Genomic DNA, 25,181 nt, shown 5'->3' with positions numbered 1-25,181 from the left:
CCACACCGCAATAACACTGTGGGAGCGGGCTTGCTCGCGAAGGCGTTGTTTCAGTCAATATTGATGTCGACTGACACTCCGCCTTCGCGAGCAAGCCCGCTCCCACATTGGCTCCCACATTGGACAGTGCTATCCATCTCCCTACGATTTGTCTACAACGCCATTTCCAGCTCGGTCTCCTTGGCGAACCGGTGGATTTCACGCTGCCCCGTCTCGGTGACGTGCAAGGCTCGCGAATCGTTCGGCAAGCTCAGCCAGCCGGACTGCATGAACAATTGCAGCAACGCCGCGCCCAGTGAACCGCCCATGTGCGGACGTCTTTCGCTCCAGTCGGGACAGGCACAGGCGGCTCGGCTGGTGCTCTGCGCCAGCGCCTGGACGAAAACGCCGCGTGTCGCCAGTTGCGTGGCGCCCTTGTGCGTGATCGACACCCGATGATCGAACTGTTCGATCCAGCCCGCATCCAGCAAGCGCTGGTAAAGATCGGCGGCCAACGTGCCGCCTAAATGGTCGTCGCAGAGCCGGGCGCGCAACAAAGACGAGGGCGCGGCCTGACGTTTGGGGATGGCAGGGGTGCGTTTGAAAATATCGGGAATGTCCCGAGGTGTGCTGGCGATCGTCGCACTGGCCAGCGCTTCTATCGCGGCCCCGACTTCGGGGGCGGCCAGCCGGAAGAATCGCTTGCGGCCGCGGGTTTCGACTTTCAACAGACCTCCGGCGGACAAACGCCCCAGGTGTGCGCTGGCCGAAGACGGCGACAGGCGGGCCAGCAATGCCAGCTCTTCGGTCTGCCGCGCAGCGCCGTCCATCAAGGCCCACATCATTGCGCTGCGCTTTGGGTCAGCCAGCAACGTGGCGATCTGGCTGATGCAAGGTGCATGTTCCATGTATTCACTCCCTGTTGAATCGTTTCGTCTACTGCTCGGAGACATCTTGACCAGTAATGTGTCGTCGGCCAAGACGTGGAAACCGCCATAACCCGGGCAAAGCCATCCACTCACACAAGCCATTGCTTTGATGACCTTGCAAAGGCCGGCGATTGACGGTGGAACCTGACCGACTCGAACGCGGACTCGCCATGGCGAGAGCGACGGTGCGTACATGAGGCGAGCGCTAGTATAAGCGCGTTGTCCGTCGGTTCCTGCCCCCCGGAAACCATTGGTGGTGATTGATCCTGAGGGAAATTTCGCTATTTGCCTGCGACTAATGATCGACACCCGCCAACCCGGGAAATTGACTGCCTAATGCAGTACATCGGCTGGCAAGCATTTCCCGCAAAAGGTTCACTGGCTTACTCAATTGTGCGCGATGGGCGCACAGCAAATTCAGCGGTGCACGCTCACAGAGCAGCTCCGGCATCAGCACTTTCAGGCGACCGGCCAACACATCGGCGGCGACATCGAGCCAGGACTTGTAGGCGATCCCGGCACCCGCCACGGCCCACAAACGCACCACATCGGCATCGTCACTGAAGCGATCACCGCTGACGGTCAGGCTGACTTCGCGTTTGCCGTCGTGAAAACTCCAGTGATCGTGAACCCGACTGCCGAGCATGAACAGCAGGCAATTGTGCAGCGCCAATTGCTCCAGTTGCCTCGGCTCGCCATGCCGGGCCAGGTAGCTCGGGGCGGCACACAGCACGCGGCGATTGTGCGGGGCGATGGGCAGCGCCACCAGGCTCGAGTCTTCCGGCTCACCGTAGCGCAGGGCAATGTCGACCGGTTGGCGGAACAGGTCGGCGATGCGGTCGCCCAGCAGCAAGCGCACCGTGAGTTTCGGGTGTTCACGCTGGAACTCGTCCAGCCAGGGCAGCAGCAGGTTGCGACCGAAATCCGATGGTGCCGACAGCTGCAACACCCCGCTGACCTGGTCCTGACCGCTGGCCAACAAACGACGGCCCTCGTCGAGGTTGCTCAGCGCGGCCCGGGCGTACTCAAGAAACCCTTCGCCCTCGGCGGTCAGGCGCAAGCTGCGCGTGGAACGGGCGAGTAACCGGGCGCCGAGTTGCTGCTCGATGCGCTTCAACGCCGCACTGGCCACCGCCGCCGACATGTCCATTCCCCGCGCCGCCGCTGACAGACTGCCCAGGTCCGCCGCCCGGACGAACAACTGCAAGTCATCGAAACGCAGCATTTTCAGCCTCTATTATCAAAAAAATATTGAAAGAGACTGCTCTTTTAGCGGGTTTTATCTTGCAGAGAAATAGCCAATCATCTGTCGCACGAAATCAACCCGCTTCCGGAGTCGACCATGTCCCAGCCTTTTACCGCCATTGCCACCCTGATCGCCAAAGCCGGCCAACAGGACGCGCTCGAACAACACTTGCGCGCACTGCTGGAGCCGACCCGCGCCGAAGTCGGGTGCGGTCAATACGACCTGCATCAGGACCTCGCCAATCCGCTGGCCTTCTACATGATTGAACAATGGAGCAGCGACGAAGCGCTGCAAGCCCATGACGCCAGCGCGCACATCCAGAACTTTCGTGCGAAGGCCGGCGACTTTCTCGAGCACTTCGATCTGAAGCGCCTGCGCCCCGTGGCTTGATCCCTTCTTCTATTACTGTTCGGAAAGCCCTCATGAAAGCCATTGCCTACTACGCCTCGTTGCCGATCAGCGACGAGAAATCCCTGCAAGACATCGAGCTGCCAGAGCCGGTCGCCGGCCCGCGTGATCTGCTGGTGGAAGTCAAAGCCATCTCGGTCAACCCGGTCGACACCAAAGTCCGCCAGAACGTCCAGCCGGAAGGCGGCGCGGCAAAAGTGCTGGGCTGGGACGTAGCCGGTGTGGTCAAGGCCGTCGGCAGCGAAGTGACGTTGTTCAAGACCGGCGACAAGGTGTTCTATGCCGGTTCCATTGCCCGCGCCGGCGGCAACAGCGAGCTGCACGTGGTGGACGAGCGGATCGTCGGCCATATGCCGAAAACCCTCGGTTTTGCCGAAGCGGCCGCGCTGCCCCTGACCGCCATTACCGCGTGGGAATTGCTTTTCGAACGCCTGCAAGTGCGCGAAGGCAACACCGATGAAGGCCAGAGCCTGCTGATCGTCGGTGCGGCCGGCGGTGTCGGTTCAATCCTGACGCAACTGGCCAGGCAGCTCACCGGACTGAAAGTCATCGGCACCGCTTCCCGTGCGCAAACCCAGAGCTGGGTGCGTGAGCTGGGCGCCGACCTGGTGATCGATCACAGCCAGCCGCTGAGCGAAGAAATGAAACGCGCAGGCGTCGCGCAGGTGACCCACGTCGCCAGTCTGACCCAGACCGATCAGCACCTCGATCAATTGGTCGAGGCCTTGGCGCCACAAGGCAAACTCGCGCTGATCGATGATCCGAAAGCGCTGGACGTGACCAAGCTCAAACGCAAGAGCCTGTCGCTGCACTGGGAGTTCATGTACACCCGCTCGCTGTTCGAAACGGCGGACATGATCGAGCAACATAAATTGCTCAACCGCGTGGCCGGGCTGGTCGACGCCGGAACACTGAAAACCACGGTGGGCGAGCATTTCGGAACCATCAATGCGGCGAATTTGCGTCGTGCGCATGAGTTGCTGGAGAGCGGCAAGTCCAAGGGCAAGATTGTGCTGGAAGGTTTCTGAAATACATTGATACAAGTGTCGTCCAAAGGGACGACACCGTCAGTCCGAAGGTTGACCGTTGTCATAATTACGATCGTATTCAGGTCTACAATCCAGAACTCTGCGATGCAATCTTTTAACCGAGGAGGTCAGCAATGAAGATCCTGATAAAAGAATTGGCAAAATCCCAGTGGCAGGTCCGGCTGGACCAACACGCGGTGACGTTCCGTAGCGAAGCCGAAGCTCGCGCTTTCACCCGGACCCTTGAAGCACGATTGCTCGCCCCTCATCAGATTCCCGCCCAGCAGCAACGCGCTGCCGGCTGAGACCTTCCTCACACCTGGGCTTGTACCAACGCCCGGGCATTTTGCAAACGCCGGGTGAGCATCGCCACGCTCACCACCAGAATTGCGCACAGGCTGATGACCATGGCCATCGGCACGGCGCTGCCGTCGTACAAAATACCCACCAGCGACGCAGCCCCGGCGGCGACGCTGAATTGCAGGCACCCGAGCATCGCCGACGCACTCCCGGCGCGGGTGCCCTGCCCGCTCATGGCACAGGCCGAAGCGTTGGGGAGGATGCAACCGAGGCTGGCGATGCAGATAAACAGCGGAATCAGCAGCGGCCACAACTGCTCGGTGTGCAGCGAACTGACGGCCAGCAGCGTCAGACCGGCCGCCAGGTAAATCCACACGGTACGCGCCAGTAAAAACGCGGGGCCACGCTTGGCCAGCAGCCGCGCGTTGACCTGCGCCACCAGAATGAAACCCGCGGCATTGGTGCCGAACAACCAGCCGAAATGCTCGGCCGGTACGCCGTAGAGCTTGATGAAAACGAATGGCGAACCGGCGATGTAGGCAAACATCCCGGCGATGGCGATGCCACCGGTGAGGGCGTGGCCGAGGTACACAGGGTCCGACAGCAGGCGACCGTACTGACGCAACGCACCCGACAGCGGTTGACGTGGCACGTGAGCGGGCATGCTTTCCGGCAATCCGAGCGCCACGGCCAACCCCGCCAATGCACTGAAACCGGTCAGCACCAGGAAGATCGACTGCCAGCCCGTGGTGTTGACCAGCAACCCACCGAGCATCGGCGCGAGAATCGGTGCCAGGCCCATGACCAGCATCAGCTGGGAAAAGACTTTGGCCGAACCCACCGCATCGCATTTGTCACTGACGATCGCCCGCGCAATCACCATCCCCGCGCAACCGCCCAGCGCCTGGACAAAACGCGCGCCGAGCAGCCATTCAAGGTTCGGCGCATAGGCGCACGCCAAAGAAGCGGCGGTGAACAGACCGACGCCTGTCAGCACCGGAACGCGCCGGCCAAACCGATCCGCCACTGGGCCGTACATCAGCTGACCAATGGACAAACCCAGGAAATACGTCGCCAGTGTCAGCTGAACGTGTTGTTCATCGGTGCCGAATGCCAGCGCCATGGCCGGGAACGCCGGCAGATAGAAATCGATCGCCAGCGGGCCAAAAGCGCTGAGGGCGCCAAGAATCAAAATGGTACGAAAGTTCATCGGGTATCCAGTGGGACTGAGGTCGGCGGCTCCACAGTCTAGCCGCGCAGGGACGCCTTGAACATTCCGATAGCTCGCTAACTATTAAAAACCCAAGATGAATGCAGTGCAAATGTGGGAGCGGGCTTGCTCGCGAAAGCGGAGTATCAGTCGACATCATTGCTGAATGACACACCGCTTTCGCGAGCAAGCCCGCTCCCACAGGGATTTGCGTGTCGCCTTCAGGCGACTTTCACTTCGTAGCCTTCTTCGCTGATTACTGCGATCACTTGATCCACCGTCAACGCACTCTCTACGCCGACTTCCCTTGCCGCCAGATCAACCCGCACGCTGGCCGCGGGATCCTTCGCTTGCAGGGCTTGAGTGATGGCTTTGACGCAGTGGCCGCAGGACATGCCTTGAACATTGAACACTTGCATGGAATGACTCCTTTAGTGAGATTGGGAGCAGTCTCGAGCTTGCCACCATGGCAAGGTCAAGTTCTGAAGTGATCTGCCGGGCTGGCAATCGGCGTCGCGCTCGGCCAAGCTGCGTGCATTAATGACTCGACCTCAGGAGATTCAGCCATGCGCTGGTCAGCTCTCAGCCTGTTTGGCTTCCTCAGCCTTTTCGCCGCCCTGCCCTCGGTCAATGCTGCCGGGGAGGATTACGGCGTGCTGATCATTTCCCGCGAGCGCCTGGAAGTGTCGACCAACTGCGAAATCGGCGTGTACCTCCAGGATCAACTGTCGGCGCGGCTGTTTCAGGAGCAAAGCACCTCATTCAACCTGCCGCCGGGCAATGTTTCCCTGCGCCTGAAACTGCTGCCGGGCCAGGCGCCGGGCTGCAATCCGGGGATGCTGGCGCCGGGGTCGCAGACCATCACGCTCAAGGCCGGGGATGTGTTGAAGTTCCGGATCGCGATGACGCAGGAAGGGATGTATCTGAAGCCTGCTTCCCTCGAATACTGATAAAAATCCAGTGTGGGAGCGGGCTTGCTCGCGAAGGCGGTGTGTCAGGCAACGATTATGTCGACTGGCAGACCGCTTTCGCGAGCAAGCCCGCTCCCACATTTTTGCGCTTTGGGAATTGAAGATTGGCGCTTGACCTTGCCAGCATGGCAAGGTTGATCCTGTAGGCATCTTCTACAGGGAGCGTGACCGATGTCCGAATCCACCACTTTCGATCTGCCGATTGCCGGCATGACCTGCGCCAGTTGCGCCGGGCGCGTCGAGCGTGCCTTGAGCAAAGTCATCGGTGCCTCCGCCGTCAGCGTCAACCTGGCCACCGAGCAGGCTAGGGTTCAGGCGCCCAGCGACAGCCTGCCGGCGTTGATGGATGCGGTGCAGCAAGCCGGTTACAGCGTGCCGCAGCAGAGTCTGGAATTGAGCATCGACGGCATGACCTGCGCGTCCTGCGTCGGTCGGGTCGAGCGGGCGCTGGCCAAAGTGCCGGGGGTCAAGAGCGTCAGCGTCAACCTGGCCAACGAACGTGCCCACCTCGAACTGCTCGGGCAGATCGATCCGCAAACCCTGATCGGCGCAGTGACCAAGGCGGGCTACAACGCCAGTGTCTGGAAAATCGAGCACCCACAAACCGACACTCAACAACAGCGTCTGCACCGTGAACGCTGGGTATTGATCATGGCGATCACCCTCGCCTTGCCGCTGGTGTTGCCTATGCTCCTGCAACCGTTCGGCGTGCACTGGATGCTCCCGGCGTGGGTGCAATTCGCGTTGGCCACGCCGGTACAATTCATCTTCGGTGCCCGTTTTTATGTGGCCGCATGGAAAGCAGTGCGCGCCGGCGCCGGCAACATGGACCTGTTGGTCGCCCTCGGCACCAGCGCCGGTTATGGCTTGAGCCTCTACGAATGGGCCACCGCTGCCGGGCGCATGCCTCATCTGTATTTCGAAGCTTCTGCGGTCGTGATTGCGTTGGTGCTGCTGGGCAAATACCTCGAAAGCCGCGCCAAACGCCAGACCGCCAGCGCTATCCGCGCCCTCGAAGCGTTGCGTCCGGAGCGGGCGATTCAAGTGATCGACGGCCGTGAACAGGACGTCGCCATCAGCGCCTTGCGCCTCAATGATCGGGTGCTGGTCAAACCCGGCGAACGCTTTCCGGTGGACGGCGAAGTGGTCGAAGGCCAGAGCCACGCCGACGAAGCGCTGATCAGTGGCGAGAGCCTGCCCGTGCCGAAACAGCCCGGCGACAAGGTCACCGGCGGCGCAATCAATGGTGAAGGCCGGTTGCTGGTTCGCACCCAGGCCTTGGGCGCGGAAACGGTGTTGGCGCGGATCATCCGTCTGGTGGAAGACGCGCAAGCCGCAAAAGCGCCGATCCAGAAACTGGTGGATAAAGTCAGCCAGGTATTTGTGCCGACGGTTCTGCTGATTGCATTGGCGACCCTGATCGGTTGGTGGCTGTACGGCGCGCCGATGGAAACGGCGCTGATCAACGCCGTCGCGGTATTGGTGATCGCTTGCCCATGCGCTCTCGGGCTCGCAACGCCAACAGCGATCATGGCCGGCACCGGTGTGGCGGCGCGCTACGGCATTCTGATCAAGGACGCCGAGGCACTGGAACGCGCCCATGAAGTCAGCGCCGTGGTCTTCGACAAAACCGGCACGCTGACTTCGGGTGCGCCGCGCATCGCCCATCTGAGTGCCATCGACGGAGACGAAGCCACTCTTCTGCAATTGGCCGGTGCCCTGCAACGTGGCAGTGAACACCCACTGGCCAAGGCGGTTCTTGATGCGTGCGCCGAACGCGGGTTGACCGTGGCGGATGTCAGCGACAGTCAATCGCTGACGGGGCGTGGCATCGCGGGCACGCTCGAGGGTCGGCGGTTGGCGTTGGGCAATCGGCGCTTGTTGGAAGAAAGCGGATTAAGCGCCGGTCCTTTGGCTGACTCGTCAACTGCGTGGGAAACCGAAGGCCGGACCCTGTCCTGGTTGATCGAGCAACGTCCGCAACCGACCGTTCTGGGCCTGTTCGCCTTCGGTGACACCCTCAAACCCGGCGCGCTGCAAGCGGTGCAACAACTCAGCGCCCGCAGCATCAGCAGCCATCTGCTCACCGGCGACAATCGCGGCAGTGCCAAAGTGGTCGCCGAGGCGCTCGGGATCAAAGATGTTCACGCCGAAGTGCTGCCGGCCGACAAAGCCGCCACCGTCGCCGAACTGAAGAAAACCGGCGTGGTGGCGATGGTCGGCGACGGCATCAACGACGCCCCGGCCCTCGCCGCCGCGGACATCGGCATCGCCATGGGCGGCGGCACCGACGTCGCTATGCACGCGGCCGGCATCACCCTGATGCGCGGCGATCCTCGACTGGTGCCGGCGGCGCTGGAGATCAGCCGCAAGACCTACACGAAAATTCGTCAGAACCTGTCCTGGGCCTTCGTCTATAACCTGATCGGCATTCCGTTGGCCGCGTTCGGTTTCCTCAACCCGGTGCTGGCCGGCGCGGCCATGGCGTTGTCGAGCGTCAGCGTGGTGAGCAATGCGCTACTGTTGAAAACCTGGAAACCCAAGGATCTGGAGGACAACCGATGAACATCGGCCAAGCAGCCCGGCAAAGTGGCCTGAGCGCGAAGATGATCCGTTATTACGAGACCATCGGTTTGCTCAGGCCGGCCCATCGCACCGACAGCGGTTACCGGGTATACGGCGATGACGACTTGCACACGCTGGCGTTTATCAAGCGTTCGCGGGACTTGGGGTTTTCACTGGAGGAGGTCGGCAAACTGCTGACACTCTGGCAGGACCGTCAGCGCGCCAGTGCCGATGTGAAGGCGCTGGCTCGTCAGCACATCGACGAGCTCAACCAGAAAATCCTCGAACTCGGCCAGTTGCGCGACACGCTGCAGGACCTGGTCGAGCACTGCCACGGCGATCACCGTCCGGATTGCCCGATCCTCAAAAATCTTGAGTCGGGTTGCTGCGCCGACCCCGCTCGCCCCTGATCGCGAGTCCCTTCACCACCAGCAATGTGGTGAGGGGAATGCCGTGGAACAACAGGACTACCGCGCCGGGCGTCCACCATGAATAGAACGGCGCGGCGATCAGCATGCCGATGCCGAACCCGGTCATTTGCAGCAAGGTCAGGAAGCTGAAAATCGGCAGGCGCAGATTGTCCGGTTCCCGTTGCAGGCGCGACATCAGGCCGACTTCAGAGAAGCCGTCGCCCAGCCCTGCCGGCAGTGAGAACAGCAGCAAACCGTAGAGGGTCTGTTGCTGGAACATCAGGATGAAGCCGCAGGACATCAGCAGGACACCGAAGAAAAACCGCCGCTCCAGGTTCACGTTGTCCGAGCCTTTCAGGCGGCTGGCGATCCGCGCGCCAATGAGTTTTCCGCAGGCCCATACCGCCAGCGCCAAGCCCAGCGTGGTGCTGGCTGATTCCGGTGTCAGCAGTTTTGAGATGATCGGCAAACCCACGTTGTGTGCGGCGCTGCCCAAGGTATCGGCCATCGTGATCGCGAGCATCGCCGCCACCACCGGCGTCGTGCGCAGCCCCTGGCGCAGGGCTGACCATTCACCTCGTTCATGATCGGACTCGGCGCTGGGTGTCGGTCCGGCAAACCGCAGCGGCAGAATGAACAACGCGGCCAGCAGGTAGGTGACCACGTTCAGCGCGAAGACCGTTTCAAAGCCAAACGCTGCCACCAACAACCCGGCCACCAGACTTCCGCCGACCATTGCTGCGGACGATGCCGAGGTGATCCAGGCGTTGGTCTTGAGCAATTGATCGCCCTCAATCAAGTGCGGCAGCTGACTGTTGAGGCCGATGGCGAACATTGAGTTGCCGAAGCCCAGGCCGAAAGCGATGACCGGTAAAAGCAATGCTTGTTGGGTAACCGGCAACACCAGCAGCAGGCCCAGCAATCCAGCGCGCAGCAGGTCGAAGGCAATCAGCGGCAGACGCCCGGCCCAGCGGCGATAAAACGTCGTGCCGATAAGGCTGGCAAAAATCCCACCGCCCACACGGCTGGCGAGGAAGATGCCGACACTCATGGCGCTGTTGCTGAGCAGGTAGACGTAGGTGGCCAGGGCAACCATGTTGAGAAACGCGCCAAAGTCCGAGATCAGACGGGCGGCAATGATCAGTTGGGCGTTGCGGGTGGAGGTGTTCACATTCAGTCCTTGAGTGTGGGGTGCAACGAGTGCCGCAGTATGTGGGAGCGGGCTTGCTCGCGAAAGCGGTGTGTCAGGCGACATTGATGTTGAAGGTGAGGGTCTCTTCGCGAGCAAGCCCGCTCCCACAGTAATCGGTGGTGAACTCAATTCTTGTGAAGACGCAGAGCAAATGTGGGAGCGGGCTTGCTCGCGAAAGCGGTGTGTCAGGCGACATTGATGTTGAAGGTGAGGGCCTCTTCGCGAGCAAGCCCGCTCCCACAGTAATCGGTGGTCAGCTCAATTCTTGTAAAGACGCAGAGCAAATGTGGGAGCGGGCTTGCTCGCGAAAGCGGTGTGTCAGGCGACATTGATGTTGAAGGTGAGGGTCTCTTCGCGAGCAAGCCCGCTCCCACAGTAATCGGTGGTCAGCTCAATTCTTGTGAAGACGCAGAGCAAATGTGGGAGCGGGCTTGCTCGCGAAAGCGGTGTGTCAGGCGGCATTGATGTTGAAGGTGAGGGCCTCTTCGCGAGCAAGCCCGCTCCCACATTGGATCTCCAGTGTTTGGAGACCGAGAAAGATCCACAAAAAACCCGGCCGAAGCCGGGTTTTTCGTTAGCCGATCACTGCATCCAGGGTGGAGGCGGTTCTTCGGTTTTGCTCGGAGGCGCGTCATCTGCCGCGCGGATCGCTTGCTTGCGCTCTTCATCGAGGCGTGCGGCCTCGATTTCGCGCATGATCCCACCGACGTCGGCCAACTCTTCCGGTTCGTCGAACTCGCCGGTCAAGACACTGGCCGGGTGCAAGGTGCCGGCTTCGTACAACGCCCACATTTCCTTGGCGTACCTGGTCTTTTTCAGCTCCGGGGCAAACCGTCCGAAGTAGGACGCCATGTTGCCCACGTCCCGCTCCAGCATGCTGAACGCGTGGTTGTTGCCCGCCGCGTCCACTGCTTGCGGCAAGTCGATGATGACCGGGCCGGTCGGGGTCAACAGTACGTTGAACTCGGACAGGTCACCGTGCACCAGACCGGTACACAACATCAGCACGATCTGCGAAATCAGGAACGCGTGATATTCGCGCGCTTGGTCCGGCTCCAGCACCACGTCGTTCAGACGCGGCGCGGCATCGCCGTACTCGTCGGCCACCAGTTCCATCAACAGCACGCCTTCAAGGAAGTCGTAAGGCTGAGGGACCCGAACACCTGCGCCGGCCAGACGGAACAACGCCGCCACTTCGGCGTTCTGCCAGGCGTCTTCGGTTTCTTTCTTGCCGAACTTGGAGCCTTTGGCCATCGCACGGGCCTGACGGCTGTTGCGCACCTTGCGGCCTTCCTGATACTCGGCCGCCTGACGGAAACTGCGTTTATTCGCCTCCTTGTAGACCTTCGCGCAACGTAACTGGTTACCGCAGCGCACCACATAAACAGCTGCTTCTTTACCACTCATGAGTGGGCGCAGCACCTCGTCGACCAGACCGTCCTCGATCAGGGGTTCAATGCGTTTTGGAGTCTTCATCAGCTTTTATTGTGGGTCCTTTATTACCAAACACGCGAAAGTCATTCGTTATACGGCAATCCACTCGTTCCGGGGAGGGGTTGCCGACCTATGAACGTTGTGGATGCACACAATGTGCCGAAAAAACCCGGCAAAACCGTCGACGTTCATCGACCGCCAAGGATCATAGCCGAGCCGGCAGCGCTTGTTGGAGCAGGATGCGAGGGGATTTGCGACAGAATCCGACATACCGGCCCCTCCCGTTCGCAGGATTTTTTTCAACAACCCTCAATTTCCTTCGCCAGCGGCCGAATTCATCAGTAGCAAAGTGAATTGTCCGACGATCGTTCCGACAGAAGACGATGGCGCACCCAAGGGATCGGGTTCAACAAATCCATTTACGGCTGCCAATAATTCCGCGAGTCATCTGCACTGCGTGGGCCTACAAGAAAATCTGGAGCGCGGATGAACATCAAACAAAAGTTGACGTGGGCGTTTGCAATTATCGCCTGCCTCCCCGTGGTGCTGGTTGCCACCCTCGTTGTGCTGAACTTGCGCAGTGATGCCAAGGACGAATTCGTCGACGGCAGTGGCCGCGAGATTCGTCAGGTCAGCAATGCCATGCAGCTGTTCTTTGACGGCATCAGCCAGAACGTCAACTACCTGGCGAACCAGCCGCTGATCAAAAACTCCGACGACAGCCTCAAGACCTACATGAGCGCCAACGCGGAAAGCATTCCTCAGGGTGACGCGGACAAAAAAGTCTTCACCCTCCTGCAGGATCTGGGCAACAGCCATCCGTCCTACGCCTACGCCATCCTCGGCACTGCGGCGGGCGGTTATGTTTCATGGCCGGACGATGCGAAGCTGAACAACTACGATCCGCGCCAGCGCCCTTGGTACAAGGCCGCCCAGGCCAAGCCCGGCAAGCCGTTCCGCACCGAGGCTTACTATTGGGCCCAGGATGACACGACCTACGTCAGTACCGTGCGCACCATCGACAACAAGTTGGGCACCAATGGTGGCGTGGTCAGTATCGACGTGTCGCTCAAACAGCTCACCGAACTCGTCAAACAGATCAAGCTGGGCGAAACCGGCTACCTGATGTTGCTGGAAAACACCGGCACCGTGCTGGTCGATCCGAAGCAACCGGAGCACAACTTCAAGGCCCTGAGCAGCCTCGGCGAGGGTTATGCGCAGCTGGCCAAGGCCGGCAAAGGTGTGGTCGAAGTCGAACTCAACGGCGAACGCTACATGGCCAACGTCTGGCCGTCGGAGCAGTTGGGCTGGACCTTTATCGGTCTGATCAAACAGAGCGACGTGATGAGCTCGGCCACGCAACTGACCTGGCTGATCGCGATCATCGCCGCCGTACTGGCCGTGCTCTTCGCCGTGGTCGGCGCCAGTTTCGCCAGCGTCATCGTGCGACCGATCCGCAGCGTGGCCAGCGGTCTGGAAAGCATCGCCCAGGGTGAAGGCGACCTGACCAAAAATCTGCAGATCCGTGGCAGCGATGAAACCGCGCAACTGGCCAACTGGTTCAACCAGTTCCTGACGGCGATTCGCAACCTGATTCAAAGCATTGGTGGAGCCGCGACCAAAATCCACGCCACCTCCAAGAGCTCGACCCAGGTCTCCAGCGACATGGCTGAAGCGGCCGGCCGTCAGCGTGAAGCCGTGGACATGGTCTCCACCGCGTTCCATGAAATGGTAGCCACCGCCAACGAAGTCGCGCGTTCGTGCAGCCAGGCCGCCGAATCGGCCGACAGTGGCCAGCGCCAGGCACGTGAGGGTCAGCAGCAGATTGACGCGGCGGTGACCAGTGTCGATCGCCTGAGCCAGGAAATCGAACAGTCAGCGCAGTCGATGCAACAGCTGGAACGCGACAGCAATGACATTCAATCGATTCTGGGGACCATCCGTTCCATCGCCGAACAGACCAACCTGCTGGCGCTGAACGCGGCCATCGAGGCTGCGCGGGCCGGTGAACAAGGTCGCGGTTTTGCGGTGGTGGCGGACGAAGTGCGGGCGCTGGCCAAACGCACGGCCGATTCCACGGCGGAAATCGACGGTCTGCTCGGCAACCTCGCCAAGCGCACCAGCCAGGTGACGCAGCAGATGCATGCGAGCCTGGAAGTGTCCCAGCAGTCGGTGACCCGCATCGGTGAGGCGCGCAGCAGCTTCGGGCAGATTCGTGAATCGGTGGACGTGATCCGCGACATGAACACCCAGATCGCCACGGCGGCGGAACAACAGCATCAAGTGGCGGAAGACATCAACCGGCACATCAGCCAGATCCATGGCGATGCGCAGTTGGTGGCGGAACTGGCGAACTCGGCGCGGCTGGATTCCCAGAGCCTGTCAGGGTTGTCGAATGAGCTGGACGGGTTGGTTCGTCGGTTCAGAACCTGATCCTCAAGCACGCTGCAAATCGAGTGTGGGAGCGGGCTTGCTCGCGAAGGCGGCGTGTCAGTCAACGAAGATGTCGACTGGCATACCGCCTTCGCGAGCAAGCCCGCTCCCACATTTGATCTGCGGTGTTACTGCCGGAACAATTCTCCCGGCGTAAACCCGAACAACCCTTTGAACGCCGCAATAAACGCCGACGTCGAGTCATATCCACAAGACAACGCGGCATTCGTCACGCTGTCCCCCTCCTCCAGCAAACTCAACGACGACAGCAGTCGCATCCGCTGCCGCCAGCCGCGGAAACTCAACCCGGTTTCACGCTGGAACAGGCGCATCAGGGTCTTCTCCGACGAGCCCAATCGCTGCGCCCATTCCTGCAAGGTCACGTTGCGTTCCGGGTTTTCGATCAGCTCGTTGCACAGGCCCAGCAAGCGTTCATGACGCGGCAACGGCAGCGAGAAACCAACTTCGGGCAGATTCGCCAACTGGTCCAGCAACACATTCACCAGCCGTGCTTCCGGGCTGTCGCCCTGTGGATATTCCACCGGCAGCGCACAAAAACTCTTGATCAACTCCCGGGCCAGCGGCGTCACTTCCAACACCCGGCAACGTCCGTCCGCCCATTGGCAATCCTCGCGACGCACGTAAAGGCTGCGCATCTCGGCGCGCATTGAGGTTACGACCTGATGCTCGAAATCCGCCGGAATCCAGATCCCCCACTGCGGTGGCGCAAAGAAACTGCCTTCGGCGGTGTGCACGCCGAGAACGCCGCTGATGGCGTAGGAAAACTGCACCCAGTCATGACGGTGAGACGGCGTCCACGAACCGGCGTTCAGGCTTTCGGCACGCGCATAGAGCGGACGCGGCAGCACGGTCAGGGCCGGGATTGTCCGTTCGAGGGATTGTTGTCCGTTAGTCGGCATTGACAGGCCTTGTGTCGCGAGGTGGCATTTATGAGGCCGACGTTAGGGCAAGTCACTCATCTATTCAACACCGCTGATCCCCTGTGGGAGCGGGCTTGCTCGCGAAGGCGGAATGCCAGGCAACTAATGTATCGATTGACCCACCGCCTTCGCGAGCAAGCCCGCTCCCACAGGTTCCGATTTAACGCTCGACTATTGCGGTGACGCCTTGCCCGCCCGCCGCACAAATCGAGATCAGGCCCCTGCCCCTGCCTGCCGCGTCGAGCAGCTTGGCCAAACTGGCCACAATGCGCCCGCCAGTAGCCGCAAACGGATGCCCCGCCGCCAGTGAACTGCCTTTGACGTTGAGCCGGCTGCGGTCGATGGAGCCCAGTGGCGCGTCGAGACCGAGGCGGGTTTTGCAGTACTCCGGATCTTCCCAGGCCTTCAAGGTGCAGAGCACTTGCGCGGCGAACGCTTCGTGGATTTCGTAGTAATCGAAATCCTGCAAGGTCAGGCCATTGCGCGCTAGCAAACGCGGCACTGCATACACCGGCGCCATCAACAGCCCTTCGGCACCGTTGACGAAATCCACCGCCGCCGCTTCGCCATCGCGCAAATACGCAAGGATCGGCAGGCCGCGTTCCTTCGCCCATTCTTCACTGCCCAGCAGCACCAGCGACGCACCGTCGGTGAGCGGTGTCGAGTTGCCGGCGGTCAGGGTGCCTTTGGCGCTTTTCTCGAAGGCGGGTTTGAGCGAGGCGAGTTTTTCCAGGGTCAGGTCCGGACGCAGGTTGTTGTCGCGGGTCAGGCCGAGGAATGGCGTCATCAGGTCGTTGTGCCAGCCTTCGGAATACGACGCCGCCATTTTTTGATGACTCTCCAGCGCCAATTGATCCTGCTCCGCGCGCGGAATGTTCCACGTCTGCGCCATCAATTCGCAATGTTCACCCATCGACAGGCCGGTGCGTGGCTCGCCGTTGCGAGGAAATTCCGGGACGAGATGACCCGGTCGCAGTTGCAGAAACGTTTTCAGTTTATCGGCGGTGGTCTTGGCGCGATTGGCCTCCAATAGAATTTTGCGCAGGCCTTCGTTGATGCCGATCGGCGCGTCGGACGTGGTGTCGACGCCACCAGCGATGCCGCACTCAATTTGGCCCAGGGCGATTTTGTTCGCCACCTGCAACGCCGCTTCCAGGCCGGTGCCGCAGGCCTGCTGAATGTCATACGCCGGGGTGGTCGGCGAGAGCCGCGAGCCGAGCACGCATTCGCGGGTCAGGTTGAAGTCCCGGGAATGCTTGAGCACCGCACCCGCCGCCACTTCGCCCATGCGCAAACCGTGCAGGTTGAAACGCTCGATCAGGCCTTCAAGCGCTGCGGTGAGCATCGCCTGGTTACTCGCGGTGGAGTACGGTCCGTTGGAGCGGGCGAAGGGAATCCGGTTACCGCCGATGATCGCGACGCGGCGCAGCTGGGTCATGAAAAGCTCCTGATAAAAAATCCAAATTAGAACGCGGTCTACTGTGGGAGCGGGCTTGCTCGCGAAAGCGGAGTGCCAGTCAACAATGATGTCGAATGTGCCAGCCTCTTCGCGAGCAAGCCCGCTCCCACAGGTTCTGCATTCGCCTACAAGTTCTGCTAAACCCAAGCTTCAACCAATCCGCAATGTTCAAGCGTAGGCCTTCTCTCGTGAATCGAACGACTGATTGCCATTCATGGTCCACACTTTGAACCCCAGCTGCTGGAGCGCGTTCCATGTCTGACCGCTATATCGACTTCGCCAATTCGTCCCTCGGCCATCGTCTGGTCGGGGCCCTGGGTCTGCCGACGCCGGTGCGGCTGGAACGCTGGCAAGCGGGCCGGCTGCGTCCGGTCGAAGGCGCGCTGCTGATCGGCGGCGGACCGCTGGCGGAAAAAGTCGGTGCCTTCGCCAATCGCCTGACCGATGCGATTTACAGCTACGGCACCGCCCCCTCCATGGCCACGGCATGGATTCCCGGCCACGGCCCGAAACTCAAAGCGGTGGTGTTCGACGCCAGCGACCTGGTGCAAACCGATCAGCTCAAGCAGCTGCGCGAGTTCTTTCAGCCACTGATAAAAAACCTCGATCACTGTGCGCACCTGGTGATTCTCGGGCGCGCGCCGCAGACCTTGAGCGATCCGTTCGCTGCCAGCGCCCAACGCGCCATCGAAGGTTTCAGCCGTTCGCTGGCCAAGGAACTGCGCAGCGGCGGCACCTTGCAATTGATCCAGGTCGGCGAAGGCGCCGAGGATCAACTGGAAGGCCCGCTGCGGTTTTTCCTCTCGCCAAAAAGTGCGTTCGTGTCCGGGCAAGTGATCCGCTTGAACGCCTGCGACACGCCGGTGACGGACTGGACGCGCCCGCTGTCGGGGCGCAAGGCGCTGATCACCGGCGCGGCGCGCGGCATCGGCGCATCAATCGCCGAAACCCTGGCCCGGGACGGTGCCGAGGTAATTCTGCTCGATGTGCCACCGGCCAAAACCGATCTTGACGCCCTTGCCGCACGCCTTGGCGGGCGCAGCATTACCCTGGATATTTGCGCGGAAGACGCCGCCACGCAGTTGGTCGAACAGCTGCCTGACGGGGTCGACATCGTGGTGCACAACGCCGGCATCACGCGGGATAAAACCCTGGCCAACATGACCCCGGAATTCTGGGATGCAGTGCTCGCGGTCAATCTCAATGCGCCACAAGTGCTGACCAAGGCACTGCTCGACAGCGGCACCTTGCAGGATAATGGCCGGGTGATTCTGCTGGCGTCCATCAGCGGCATCGCCGGCAATCGCGGGCAAACCAACTACGCGGCGAGCAAGGCCGGATTGATCGGCCTCGCCCAGGCCTGGGCGCCACTGCTCAATGAGCGCGGCATCAGCATCAACGCGGTGGCGCCGGGGTTCATCGAGACGCAAATGACCGCGCACCTTCCGTTCGGTTTGCGTGAAGCGGGCCGGCGCATGAGTTCGCTGGGTCAGGGCGGCTTGCCGCAGGACGTCGCCGAAGCGGTGGCCTGGCTGGCACAACCCGGCACCGGTGCGTTCACCGGGCAAGCGCTGCGGGTCTGTGGACAAAGTGTTTTGGGGGCTTAGTGATGATCACCGATTGGCACACACTCAACCGCGAACCGAGCCTGCCAGGGTTGTATGTGCAGGCCGCGACGCGCCGCAAGATCACCGGCACCACGCTGCCCGATTCGGGTTTGCGTTGCTGGGTCGATGTCGATCCAAAACGTTTGGCAGCCTACCGCGATGTCTGCGGGTTTACCGACAACGGTTTGTTGCCGCCGACTTATCCACACATCCTGGCGTTTGCGTTGCAGATGCAATTGCTCACGGCCAAGGATTTTCCGTTTCCACTGCTGGGGTTGATTCACCTGAGCAACCGCATTCGCGTCTTCAGGCCCATGGGCGGCGTGAATCGCGTGCGGGTCAGCGTGCAGGTGCAGAACCTGCAACCGCACGCCAAGGGTGCGACTTTCGATCTGGTGACGACGCTCGACGATCAGTTGGGGCCGTTGTGGGAAGCAGAAAGCCAGATGCTCTGTCGCGGGGTCAAACTCGAAGGCGAACCGGTCGAGGAAGTGCTGACCTCGACATTGCCGCTGACCGAAGTCACCCGCTGGAAAGCACCGGCGGACATTGGCCGGCAATACGCCAAAGTGTCCGGGGACTACAACCCGATTCACCTGAGTGCGGTGAGCGCCAGACTCTTCGGCTTCCCGACCGCCATTGCCCATGGGTTGTGGAACAAGGCGCGGACACTCGCGGCGCTAAGCGATCATTTACCGACCGCCAACGTCGAGATTGCCGTGCAATTTCGAAAACCGGTGCGGTTGCCCGGCGAGGTGACGTTGCTCGCCAGTGCGGCGGGTTCCAGTGGGGATTTTCAGCTGGGTGCCGGGGATCTGGAGCATATGGTCGGGCATTGGCGACCGGTTGTCTGAGCGTTCGGCATCCGCCAGATCAGCAAGACAAAGCTCTGCCGCCGGTAAAAAACGTCCGTTTTGGCTGAATGATTCTATGCTGACATTACACAGTGATAGTCAGGGTAGACGCACTCATGAAAACAAACCTCCCCCGCAAGCGAAAAAATGCCATGGTCACCAAGGAGCGGAGCCGGTATCTGGCCTGGATTCCCGCCGCACTGAATTCCCATGTCGTCACCGACGCCCGCGCCACTTGCGTGGGCTGGATATTGGAGGTCCCCAAATCGCGGGCGACCCTCACCGCCCGTTCGGGTCTGCCATTTTGAGTTCCGGGGACAAGCTGTTCGGGCGTCTGCTCAACCGCCATCCAACACCGCCACTGGAAACTCCCAGCGCCCGAAGCATACCAGGCGTCGGTTTGCAGATGCGTCTGGACGCCGAAGGCCGGGTGACTCATCTGGCCGGCCCACTACGCCACCGCCTGGCCCAGCAGACACCCGCCGCACAGGCGCCGCTGCTACTCGATTTCCTGATGCCTCACAGCGCCCTCACCGTCGAAGGCACGCCGACTGACTGGCAAGGACAAAGTCTGGATCTGGACTTTTACAGCCTTAGCGGGCAACCCCTGCACCTGCGCGGCTGGGTGCAGCCATTGGGCGATACCTGGCTGTTGCAGTTGCTGGACATCGGCGACTTGTTGTACGACCGCCGGCAAGCGCGCAGCCGCGAACTCTGCCAGTTGCTCGCGACACAGATCGGCGACCAGTTGCGCCTGTGCAGCCTGGCGCGCCTGACCGACGTACTGGGGGAACAACTGCAACATCTGGCGCAGCGTTTTCAAATTCCGTGCATGGCCGTGGCGTTGCTGGATGAACAGGAAGACGGCTGGCAGATCCACCAACATTACGCGGCCTTCGATGCACCCCGACTGTGGCAAAACGGTCAACACCTGGGCACCGCGCTCGACAGTTTGAACGGCTCCGCCCCGCAGCACTTGACCCTCGGCGCGCACCCGCGCCTGCACAGCATCTTCGGAAATGCCGAAGGGTTCGCGGTGCCTTACCACGATGCTCAAGGCGTGGTCGCGTGGTTGCTCTTTGGATTTTACCCCGTGCAGAAACGTGCACCCGACGTCGGTGAGCGCGATTGGTTGCAGCTCGCCGCGGCGCTCGCCGGGCCGCTGCTGGAGCGCTTGCGTGAGCATCAGCACCATTTGCAACTGGAGCGCCTGGAATCGCTGCAAGCCCTGCTCGGCACCGGATGGTGGGAAGTCTTCAGCGACAGTGCCGAGGTGCAGTTGGCGTCGTCGCTGGCCAGCACCCTGAACCTGACCCGCACACGCATGCCCCTGCACAACTGGCTTGAGCAGATCCATCCCGCCGATCGCGAAAAGCTGCGCAATCGCCTGCAAGACTTGCAGGATGACGGCATACCTTTATTGCTCTGCGTGCGCCTGCATCACCCCGACACGCCGACCTGGTATCGCCTGCAAGGCCAAGCCAAGGGCGCAGGCAAAGACCGGCGGTTGGTGGGCTTCATGCTCGACATCAGCGACATCAAAAACCAGCAACAGAACGCCGAGGCGGCCCATGCGCGACTGAACAACCTGATCGCCAGCTCACCGGCGGTGATCTACGTGCAGCGCTATGTCGGAGGCGCGCTGCTGCCGACTTTCTTCAGCGACAGCCTGTTGCCGCTGCTGGGCTTGACCCTTGCCGATTGCACCGCGGAAGCACTGGCGACACGGGTTCACCCCGAGGACCGCGACCGCTATTTCGAGCGCACCCGGCAACTGCTCCGCGAAGGCTCGGTGCGTGTGCGCTATCGGCTGCGCGACAGTCGCGGCGATTACCGCTGGCTGCTTGACGAGGCCAGGCTTCTGCACGACGAGCTTGGCCTGCCGGTCGAAGCCGTTGGTCTGTGGCTGGACGTGACCGAAGCGACTCTGGCCGCCGAACAGGTCAGGCGAAGCGAAGAACGCTATCGAATTCTGGTCGAGGACTCCCCGGCGATGATCTGCCGTTATCGCCCGGACCTGACCCTCACTTTCGGCAACCGAGCGCTGGCGACGTATCTGGAGTGCAAGCCCGAGCACCTGCCGGGGGTGAATCTGGGTAGCTGGATGTCGCACGAGCAGCGCGAATCCTTTCTCCAGCGGATCAGCCAACTGAGCCTGGAATTTCCGGTCAGCACGGCGCAGATCAACCTGCAACTGCCGGGACGGGAGCACGCGTGGTGGGTCTGGTCGGATCGTGGAGTGTTTGATGAGCAAGGCCGCTTGATCGAGATTCAGGCCGTGGGACGCGACAACACCGAAGTCCGCCGCTCTCAGCAGCAACTGGCCCAGAGCGCGAAAATGGCCACACTCGGCGAAATGGCCACGGGCCTGGCCCATGAAATCAATCAGCCGCTGAACGTGATGCACATGGCCATCGTCAGTGTGCTCAAGCGCCTGAGCAACGGTGATGTGCAGATCGACTACCTGACCGACACACTCAACCGCATCGATGCCCAGATCCAGCGTGCAGCGCGGGTGGTGGATCACATGCGGGTGTTCGGCCGCCGCTCGGAGGTCGAGCAACATCCGTTCAATCCGATTGACGCCATCGAGGGCACGCTGTCGCTGCTGGCCGACGGCTTGCGGGACAAAGGTGTCGAGCTCAGGGTCAGCGAGAGCGGTTTCGAGGTGCAGGTGCGCGGTTATGTCGATCAGTTGGAACAGGTGCTGATCAACCTGATGGTCAACGCCCGGGACGCACTGCTGAGCAAGCTGGAAGCGGATGGGGATTTCAAGCCATGGATTTCGGTGCAGGTCGAGCGTGACGAACATTCAGTGCGACTGTGGGTCGAGGACAACGGAGGCGGTATTGATCCGCGGTTGCTGGAGCGGATCTTTGAACCGTTTTTCACCACCAAACCGGTGGGCGTGGGCACCGGGCTGGGGTTGTCGGTGAGCTATGGCATCGTCGAGAACATGGGTGGAACACTGCGAGCGAGCAACTCGGCCGAGGGCGCACGGTTCTGTATCGAGTTGCCGATTGTCGTGGACGATCAGATCACCGGATAGGCTTTGCCTTTCTGTCCAACCCTAACCCTGTAGGAGCCGAGCTTGCTCGCGATGAACCCGAGAGCGCTGCGGAGTGTCAGGCAGCCAGCGTTATCGTTGACGACCATCGCGAGCAAGCTCGGCTCCTACAGAGTCAACGGTGTTTATCTGGGTGGGTAATTGGCGAGGATGCGCCCGACCGTTTCGCGTATCGCCGTGCTGCGATCCGACGGGTTCGGTGTGCGGCTGAGGATTTGTTCGTCACTGCCGCGCCACACCAGTTTGCCGTCCTCGCCGTCGAGCATGTCGATCTGGATGGTCGCCACTTTGTAGCTGATGTTGCGGGTTTCGTTGTACATCGGCCCGCCCCAGTAGCCATTCCACGGGTTACCCCAACCACCGCCATAGTGGGTGGTCACTTGTTGCTGACGGTCTTCGACGATCAGGTAGGTTTGCACGCTCACATCGCCCTTTTTGCCCGCAGCGGCCGGGCGCAGGCCACGCTGATCCAGCTGATCGGCCACCGATTGGCGGATGCGCTGTTCGGTCAGGTCGCTCTTGATCCGCGGGTCATCGGGGCGATATTGCAGGGCGGGGTCTTTCCAGCTCCAGCTGCGATAGGCGGCGAAGTCGCGACTGGCGTCGAAGTCATGATTGACCTGGTTGGCGGCGCAGGCTGTCAGGAGCGCGGCCACTGCCAGTAAAGCGAGACGGCGGAACATGATGATTCTCCGGTTGAAGACATGAACCTGCGGAGCGCTTCCTGATAGCAGAAGCTAACTGGGAGGATACGCCGCCATGGCCTTTTCCACAGCCTCCCGAATCGCATCGGCTCGTGCACTTTGGCTGCCCTTGTTGCTGGTTTCGGCGCTCGAACTCCAGACGGGTTGGCCGCTTTGAGCATCGAACATCTCTACCCGCACCACCACAACCTGTTCCGAATAAGTCCGGACGATCGGCACCGTGTTGTACATGCCATATCCGCTACCGTAATGGTTGTACCCGCCATAACCGCCGCCGTAATAACCATAGTCGTCCTGAACCTGACGCAAGCGGGTTTCCAGATGCAGATTGGCAGTGACGAACAGGTCCGCCGGGCGATTGTCATGCAGCGGCCGCAAGCCGCGCTGATCGAGGGCATTGCTCACGGCCTCGGCGACTTGCGCCGAATCCGCCCAGGCCGACCCCGGAGGCAGACGCCCGTTGAGCCAGGCCCAGCTGCGGTAGCGACCGTAGTCACGCGGCGCCGCCGGGTAGGCGCTGCGATCAAAGGTGTTGGCCGCCTCGGGCGGTGCCGGCGGCAAGGGTTTGGAACTTGCCACGTACGGATTGGTGCCCTGGCAGGCGGCCAACCCCAGACAGATCACCAGCAACCCTGAACGACTTTTCATTTCGCGCTCCGATCAGACCGGCCGACAGATCCAGTGCAAGTAGCGCCCAAGTCCGGCAAAGCTTGGGTGACGCCGGTGGGCCAGCTCCATTTCCAGCAAGTCCACCAGTTCGGCGCGGGCCTGGAATTCCACCGGCATGTAGTCGTGAAAAACACGCACCCCGCTCTGGGTTTCGACCTGCCACAGGCCTTCAAGTTGCGCTGCCAGTTCACGCGGATCAAGCGGCTGCTGCGGGGTCAGGCTCTGCTTTTCGCCGGCCATGTCGTTCTTGCGCATTTTGCGGAAGTGGCCCTTGAGCAGGTTGCGGTAGATCAGCGCATCGCGGTTGTAGAAAGCCAGGGACAACCAGCCGTCCTGTTTGGTCAATTGATGCAGCACCGGCAGGATCGCATGGGGTTCCGCCAGCCATTCCAGCACCGCGTGGCACAGCACCAGATCGTAGGGCTCGGTGAGCTGGCCAAGCAGGTCCTGCCACGGGGCCTGAATAAAAGTGGCCGTCTGGCCAGCATCGGCAAAACGCTGGCGAGCGCCTTCCAGCATCGGTTCGGCGGGCTCGGCCAGCGTCACGTCATGCCCGCGCTGGGCCAGCCACAACGACATGTGGCCCAGGCCGGCGCCGATGTCGAGTACACGCAGCGGGCGGTCCGGCAGGGTTTCGGCGAGGTCGGCCTGAAGCACTGCCAGGCGGATCGCTCCTTTGGCGCCCCCGTAGATCTTTTCGGCGAAACGGGTCGCCAGTTGATCGAAATGACGGTCGCTCATCAGCTGAACCTCCGTTCACTGTCCGCGAGTTTGCTGCGCACCACTTCATTCATGTCCAGCCCCAACTCGCTGCACAGCATCAGTAGATAGAGCACGATGTCGCCGACTTCCTGCCCGGCATGGGCCAGTTTGTCCGCCGGCAACTGGCGTGACTGGTCTTCGCTCAACCACTGGAAAATCTCCACCAGTTCGGACATTTCCACGCTCGCGGCCATGGCCAGGTTTTTCGGGCTGTGAAATTGCCGCCAGTCATTGCGGTCACGGATGGCGTGCAGGCGTTCGGTCAGTTCTACAAGGTTCATCGGGCTCTCCTCAAGGCGTATAGCTTCGGGGGGATGACCGGGGATGGCAAGCGGGATTACCCCCTGCCGGATCAAGCTTGCTCGCGATGGCGGTGTAACAGGCGCCATTTTATGTAGGATGTACCACCGCCCGGCTCCTGTAGGAGCCGGCTTGCTGGCGATGGACGTCAACGATAACGCGGGCTGTCTGGATGCCCGCATTGTCTGGACGTTTTTCGCGAGCAAGCTCGCTCCTACAGGGAACTCGGCGCTGCGATTACTGGCCCAAGGCTCAACCACTTACATCAGGACGTTAACGACATGCAGGTAGAAAGTTTTTTCGAATGGCTCGGCCAGGCGCTCGGTTCGGTCATCCGCTTTATCGTCGACGCTCTCAGCGGCCTGTTCAATCTGTTGAGCCACGCCGGCAGCAATTTTGTCGAAGGGTTGTCCCGCGCCCTGGGCATGGACACGTCGATCATCAGCATCATCGCGTTGATCCTGGGACTGATGCTGTTGTGGTCGGCGATCCGGGCGTTCATGAATGCGTCGATCATCATGGGGATCATCTGGTTGCTGCTGGGGTTGTGGTTGCTTAGCTGGATAATCCATTAACACCACCAATCCCCTGTGGGAGCGGGCTTGCTCGCGAAGGCGGCGTGTCAGTCGATACCAGTGTTACTGACCCGCCGCCTTCGCGAGCAAGCCCGCTCCCACAATGAATCGCAGCGGATTCGCATGTATCGCTACAAT

24 protein-coding genes and 1 pseudogene are annotated in these 25,181 nt (G+C 61.2%); 13 read left to right on the top strand and 12 right to left on the bottom strand.

The window, feature by feature from the left end; translation table 11 throughout:
• Window positions 1-152: 152 nt before the first annotated feature.
• Entirely contained in the window at window positions 153-887 is a 735-nt protein-coding gene (locus ACA073_RS03370) for an ArsR/SmtB family transcription factor (RefSeq protein WP_497401638.1), read from the bottom strand.
• A gap of 316 nt (window positions 888-1,203) precedes the next feature.
• Window positions 1,204-2,133: a transcription regulator VimR gene (gene vimR, locus ACA073_RS03365; protein ID WP_497401637.1), complete on the bottom strand. Its 930-nt coding sequence runs from the start codon at window positions 2,131-2,133 to the stop codon at window positions 1,204-1,206.
• A 117-nt stretch (window positions 2,134-2,250) separates the two neighbouring features.
• Here vimR and ACA073_RS03360 point away from each other — a divergent pair, with 117 nt between their 5' ends.
• The 3 genes from ACA073_RS03360 to ACA073_RS03350 all read left to right on the top strand — a co-directional run bounded on the left by ACA073_RS03360 (window position 2,251) and on the right by ACA073_RS03350 (window position 3,895).
• Window positions 2,251-2,544, top strand: coding sequence for a putative quinol monooxygenase (locus ACA073_RS03360; RefSeq protein WP_497401635.1), 294 nt, complete (start codon window positions 2,251-2,253; stop codon window positions 2,542-2,544).
• Window positions 2,545-2,576: 32 nt separating this feature from the next.
• Complete coding sequence (locus tag ACA073_RS03355; protein WP_497401634.1) at window positions 2,577-3,590, top strand: zinc-binding alcohol dehydrogenase family protein; 1,014 nt, start codon at window positions 2,577-2,579, stop codon at window positions 3,588-3,590.
• Window positions 3,591-3,724: 134 nt separating this feature from the next.
• Complete coding sequence (locus ACA073_RS03350; protein WP_191623755.1) at window positions 3,725-3,895, top strand: hypothetical protein; 171 nt, start codon at window positions 3,725-3,727, stop codon at window positions 3,893-3,895.
• 8 nt (window positions 3,896-3,903) lie between these two features.
• Here the strand turns inward: ACA073_RS03350 and ACA073_RS03345 are convergent, their stop codons facing one another.
• Both ACA073_RS03345 and ACA073_RS03340 read right to left on the bottom strand, forming a co-directional pair.
• Window positions 3,904-5,100 carry a multidrug effflux MFS transporter gene (locus tag ACA073_RS03345; RefSeq protein WP_497401632.1) on the bottom strand — a complete coding sequence of 399 codons (1,197 nt, stop codon included), beginning with the start codon at window positions 5,098-5,100 and terminating at the stop codon, window positions 3,904-3,906.
• A gap of 221 nt (window positions 5,101-5,321) precedes the next feature.
• The gene (locus tag ACA073_RS03340) at window positions 5,322-5,519 is read right to left on the bottom strand and encodes a cation transporter (protein WP_497401631.1); all 198 of its coding nucleotides are present in this window, start codon (window positions 5,517-5,519) and stop codon (window positions 5,322-5,324) included.
• A gap of 147 nt (window positions 5,520-5,666) precedes the next feature.
• On the opposite strand from ACA073_RS03340, the gene ACA073_RS03335 reads away from it, so the two are divergent.
• The 3 genes from ACA073_RS03335 (at window position 5,667) to cueR (ending at window position 9,046) form a co-directional block, all read left to right on the top strand.
• Window positions 5,667-6,050, top strand: coding sequence for a hypothetical protein (locus ACA073_RS03335; protein WP_497401629.1), 384 nt, complete (start codon window positions 5,667-5,669; stop codon window positions 6,048-6,050).
• A gap of 192 nt (window positions 6,051-6,242) precedes the next feature.
• Window positions 6,243-8,636: a heavy metal translocating P-type ATPase gene (locus tag ACA073_RS03330; protein ID WP_497401628.1), complete on the top strand. Its 2,394-nt coding sequence runs from the start codon at window positions 6,243-6,245 to the stop codon at window positions 8,634-8,636.
• Window positions 8,633-9,046 (top strand): Cu(I)-responsive transcriptional regulator, encoded by a 414-nt coding sequence (cueR, locus tag ACA073_RS03325; protein WP_497401627.1) that lies wholly within the window; start codon window positions 8,633-8,635, stop codon window positions 9,044-9,046. Before ACA073_RS03330 ends, cueR begins: the two co-directional genes overlap by 4 nt.
• Here the strand turns inward: cueR and ACA073_RS03320 are convergent.
• Both ACA073_RS03320 and ACA073_RS03315 read right to left on the bottom strand, forming a co-directional pair.
• Window positions 9,000-10,217, bottom strand: a complete 1,218-nt coding sequence (locus ACA073_RS03320; protein WP_497401625.1) for an MFS transporter — start codon at window positions 10,215-10,217, stop codon at window positions 9,000-9,002. The two genes, cueR and ACA073_RS03320, sit on opposite strands and share 47 nt — an antisense overlap.
• 603 nt (window positions 10,218-10,820) lie before the next feature.
• Window positions 10,821-11,714: a PA4780 family RIO1-like protein kinase gene (locus ACA073_RS03315; protein WP_461952003.1), complete on the bottom strand. Its 894-nt coding sequence runs from the start codon at window positions 11,712-11,714 to the stop codon at window positions 10,821-10,823.
• A gap of 444 nt (window positions 11,715-12,158) precedes the next feature.
• On the opposite strand from ACA073_RS03315, the pseudogene ACA073_RS03310 reads away from it, so the two are divergent.
• Both ACA073_RS03310 and ACA073_RS03305 read left to right on the top strand, forming a co-directional pair.
• Window positions 12,159-13,247: pseudogene (locus tag ACA073_RS03310) on the top strand (cache domain-containing protein); the annotation flags it as partial.
• Window positions 13,248-13,337: 90 nt separating this feature from the next.
• Window positions 13,338-14,105 (top strand): methyl-accepting chemotaxis protein, encoded by a 768-nt coding sequence (locus ACA073_RS03305; RefSeq protein WP_497403972.1) that lies wholly within the window; start codon window positions 13,338-13,340, stop codon window positions 14,103-14,105.
• Window positions 14,106-14,233: 128 nt separating this feature from the next.
• Here the strand turns inward: ACA073_RS03305 and ACA073_RS03300 are convergent, their stop codons facing one another.
• Window positions 14,234-15,025, bottom strand: a complete 792-nt coding sequence (locus ACA073_RS03300; RefSeq protein WP_497401623.1) for an AraC family transcriptional regulator — start codon at window positions 15,023-15,025, stop codon at window positions 14,234-14,236.
• Window positions 15,026-15,206: 181 nt separating this feature from the next.
• Window positions 15,207-16,484, bottom strand: a complete 1,278-nt coding sequence (locus ACA073_RS03295; RefSeq protein ID WP_497401621.1) for an acetyl-CoA C-acetyltransferase — start codon at window positions 16,482-16,484, stop codon at window positions 15,207-15,209.
• Window positions 16,485-16,759: 275 nt separating this feature from the next.
• Between ACA073_RS03295 and ACA073_RS03290 the strand changes: the two genes are divergently transcribed.
• The 4 genes from ACA073_RS03290 (at window position 16,760) to ACA073_RS03275 (ending at window position 22,015) form a co-directional block, all read left to right on the top strand.
• Complete coding sequence (locus tag ACA073_RS03290) at window positions 16,760-18,112, top strand: 3-oxoacyl-ACP reductase (protein ID WP_497401619.1); 1,353 nt, start codon at window positions 16,760-16,762, stop codon at window positions 18,110-18,112.
• Between the two features lie 2 nt (window positions 18,113-18,114).
• A complete protein-coding gene (locus tag ACA073_RS03285; protein ID WP_497401617.1) occupies window positions 18,115-18,966 on the top strand; it encodes a MaoC family dehydratase in 852 nt (283 codons plus the stop codon).
• 116 nt (window positions 18,967-19,082) lie between these two features.
• The gene (locus tag ACA073_RS03280; RefSeq protein WP_497401615.1) at window positions 19,083-19,274 is read left to right on the top strand and encodes a hypothetical protein; all 192 of its coding nucleotides are present in this window, start codon (window positions 19,083-19,085) and stop codon (window positions 19,272-19,274) included.
• Window positions 19,271-22,015: a PAS domain-containing sensor histidine kinase gene (locus ACA073_RS03275; protein ID WP_497401613.1), complete on the top strand. Its 2,745-nt coding sequence runs from the start codon at window positions 19,271-19,273 to the stop codon at window positions 22,013-22,015. Before ACA073_RS03280 ends, ACA073_RS03275 begins: the two co-directional genes overlap by 4 nt.
• 143 nt (window positions 22,016-22,158) lie before the next feature.
• On the opposite strand, the gene ACA073_RS03270 is transcribed toward ACA073_RS03275, so the two are convergent.
• From ACA073_RS03270 to ACA073_RS03255, 4 genes are read right to left on the bottom strand one after another with little or no spacing between them, the layout of a single operon-like run.
• Window positions 22,159-22,716 (bottom strand): DUF4136 domain-containing protein, encoded by a 558-nt coding sequence (locus ACA073_RS03270; RefSeq protein WP_497401611.1) that lies wholly within the window; start codon window positions 22,714-22,716, stop codon window positions 22,159-22,161.
• 54 nt (window positions 22,717-22,770) lie between these two features.
• Window positions 22,771-23,385 (bottom strand): DUF4136 domain-containing protein, encoded by a 615-nt coding sequence (locus ACA073_RS03265; protein WP_497401610.1) that lies wholly within the window; start codon window positions 23,383-23,385, stop codon window positions 22,771-22,773.
• 12 nt (window positions 23,386-23,397) lie between these two features.
• On the bottom strand, window positions 23,398-24,147 hold the full coding sequence (locus ACA073_RS03260; protein WP_017336359.1) for a methyltransferase domain-containing protein: 750 nt from the start codon (window positions 24,145-24,147) through the stop codon (window positions 23,398-23,400).
• On the bottom strand, window positions 24,147-24,449 hold the full coding sequence (locus ACA073_RS03255) for a nucleotide pyrophosphohydrolase (protein ID WP_497401608.1): 303 nt from the start codon (window positions 24,447-24,449) through the stop codon (window positions 24,147-24,149). The genes ACA073_RS03260 and ACA073_RS03255 overlap by 1 nt, the downstream gene beginning before the upstream one ends.
• 300 nt (window positions 24,450-24,749) lie before the next feature.
• Between ACA073_RS03255 and ACA073_RS03250 the strand changes: the two genes are divergently transcribed.
• Complete coding sequence (locus ACA073_RS03250; RefSeq protein ID WP_214380491.1) at window positions 24,750-25,043, top strand: hypothetical protein; 294 nt, start codon at window positions 24,750-24,752, stop codon at window positions 25,041-25,043.
• Window positions 25,044-25,181 lie beyond the last annotated feature (138 nt).

It is taken from the genome of Pseudomonas sp. LBUM1670 (assembly GCF_059695695.1).
Note: the sequence above shows the minus strand (reverse complement) of the source record. Positions and strands in the feature narration are given on the sequence as shown.

Excerpts from the sequence above, each read along its gene's own strand:
- ACA073_RS03270 (WP_497401611.1), bottom strand. The coding sequence starts at position 22,716 with ATGTTCCGCCGTCTCGCTTTACTGGCAGTGGCCGCGCTCCTGACAGCC.
- ACA073_RS03265 (WP_497401610.1), bottom strand. The coding sequence starts at position 23,385 with ATGAAAAGTCGTTCAGGGTTGCTGGTGATCTGTCTGGGGTTGGCCGCC.
- cueR (WP_497401627.1), top strand. The coding sequence starts at position 8,633 with ATGAACATCGGCCAAGCAGCCCGGCAAAGTGGCCTGAGCGCGAAGATG.
- ACA073_RS03340 (WP_497401631.1), bottom strand. The coding sequence starts at position 5,519 with ATGCAAGTGTTCAATGTTCAAGGCATGTCCTGCGGCCACTGCGTCAAA.
- ACA073_RS03315 (WP_461952003.1), bottom strand. The coding sequence starts at position 11,714 with ATGAAGACTCCAAAACGCATTGAACCCCTGATCGAGGACGGTCTGGTC.
- ACA073_RS03295 (WP_497401621.1), bottom strand. The coding sequence starts at position 16,484 with ATGACCCAGCTGCGCCGCGTCGCGATCATCGGCGGTAACCGGATTCCC.
- ACA073_RS03355 (WP_497401634.1), top strand. The coding sequence starts at position 2,577 with ATGAAAGCCATTGCCTACTACGCCTCGTTGCCGATCAGCGACGAGAAA.
- ACA073_RS03360 (WP_497401635.1), top strand. The coding sequence starts at position 2,251 with ATGTCCCAGCCTTTTACCGCCATTGCCACCCTGATCGCCAAAGCCGGC.
- ACA073_RS03255 (WP_497401608.1), bottom strand. The coding sequence starts at position 24,449 with ATGAACCTTGTAGAACTGACCGAACGCCTGCACGCCATCCGTGACCGC.
- ACA073_RS03330 (WP_497401628.1), top strand. The coding sequence starts at position 6,243 with ATGTCCGAATCCACCACTTTCGATCTGCCGATTGCCGGCATGACCTGC.
- ACA073_RS03305 (WP_497403972.1), top strand. The coding sequence starts at position 13,338 with ATGGCTGAAGCGGCCGGCCGTCAGCGTGAAGCCGTGGACATGGTCTCC.
- ACA073_RS03250 (WP_214380491.1), top strand. The coding sequence starts at position 24,750 with ATGCAGGTAGAAAGTTTTTTCGAATGGCTCGGCCAGGCGCTCGGTTCG.
- ACA073_RS03300 (WP_497401623.1), bottom strand. The coding sequence starts at position 15,025 with ATGCCGACTAACGGACAACAATCCCTCGAACGGACAATCCCGGCCCTG.
- vimR (WP_497401637.1), bottom strand. The coding sequence starts at position 2,133 with ATGCTGCGTTTCGATGACTTGCAGTTGTTCGTCCGGGCGGCGGACCTG.
- ACA073_RS03280 (WP_497401615.1), top strand. The coding sequence starts at position 19,083 with ATGAAAACAAACCTCCCCCGCAAGCGAAAAAATGCCATGGTCACCAAG.
- ACA073_RS03285 (WP_497401617.1), top strand. The coding sequence starts at position 18,115 with ATGATCACCGATTGGCACACACTCAACCGCGAACCGAGCCTGCCAGGG.
- ACA073_RS03350 (WP_191623755.1), top strand. The coding sequence starts at position 3,725 with ATGAAGATCCTGATAAAAGAATTGGCAAAATCCCAGTGGCAGGTCCGG.
- ACA073_RS03260 (WP_017336359.1), bottom strand. The coding sequence starts at position 24,147 with ATGAGCGACCGTCATTTCGATCAACTGGCGACCCGTTTCGCCGAAAAG.
- ACA073_RS03345 (WP_497401632.1), bottom strand. The coding sequence starts at position 5,100 with ATGAACTTTCGTACCATTTTGATTCTTGGCGCCCTCAGCGCTTTTGGC.
- ACA073_RS03370 (WP_497401638.1), bottom strand. The coding sequence starts at position 887 with ATGGAACATGCACCTTGCATCAGCCAGATCGCCACGTTGCTGGCTGAC.
- ACA073_RS03335 (WP_497401629.1), top strand. The coding sequence starts at position 5,667 with ATGCGCTGGTCAGCTCTCAGCCTGTTTGGCTTCCTCAGCCTTTTCGCC.
- ACA073_RS03290 (WP_497401619.1), top strand. The coding sequence starts at position 16,760 with ATGTCTGACCGCTATATCGACTTCGCCAATTCGTCCCTCGGCCATCGT.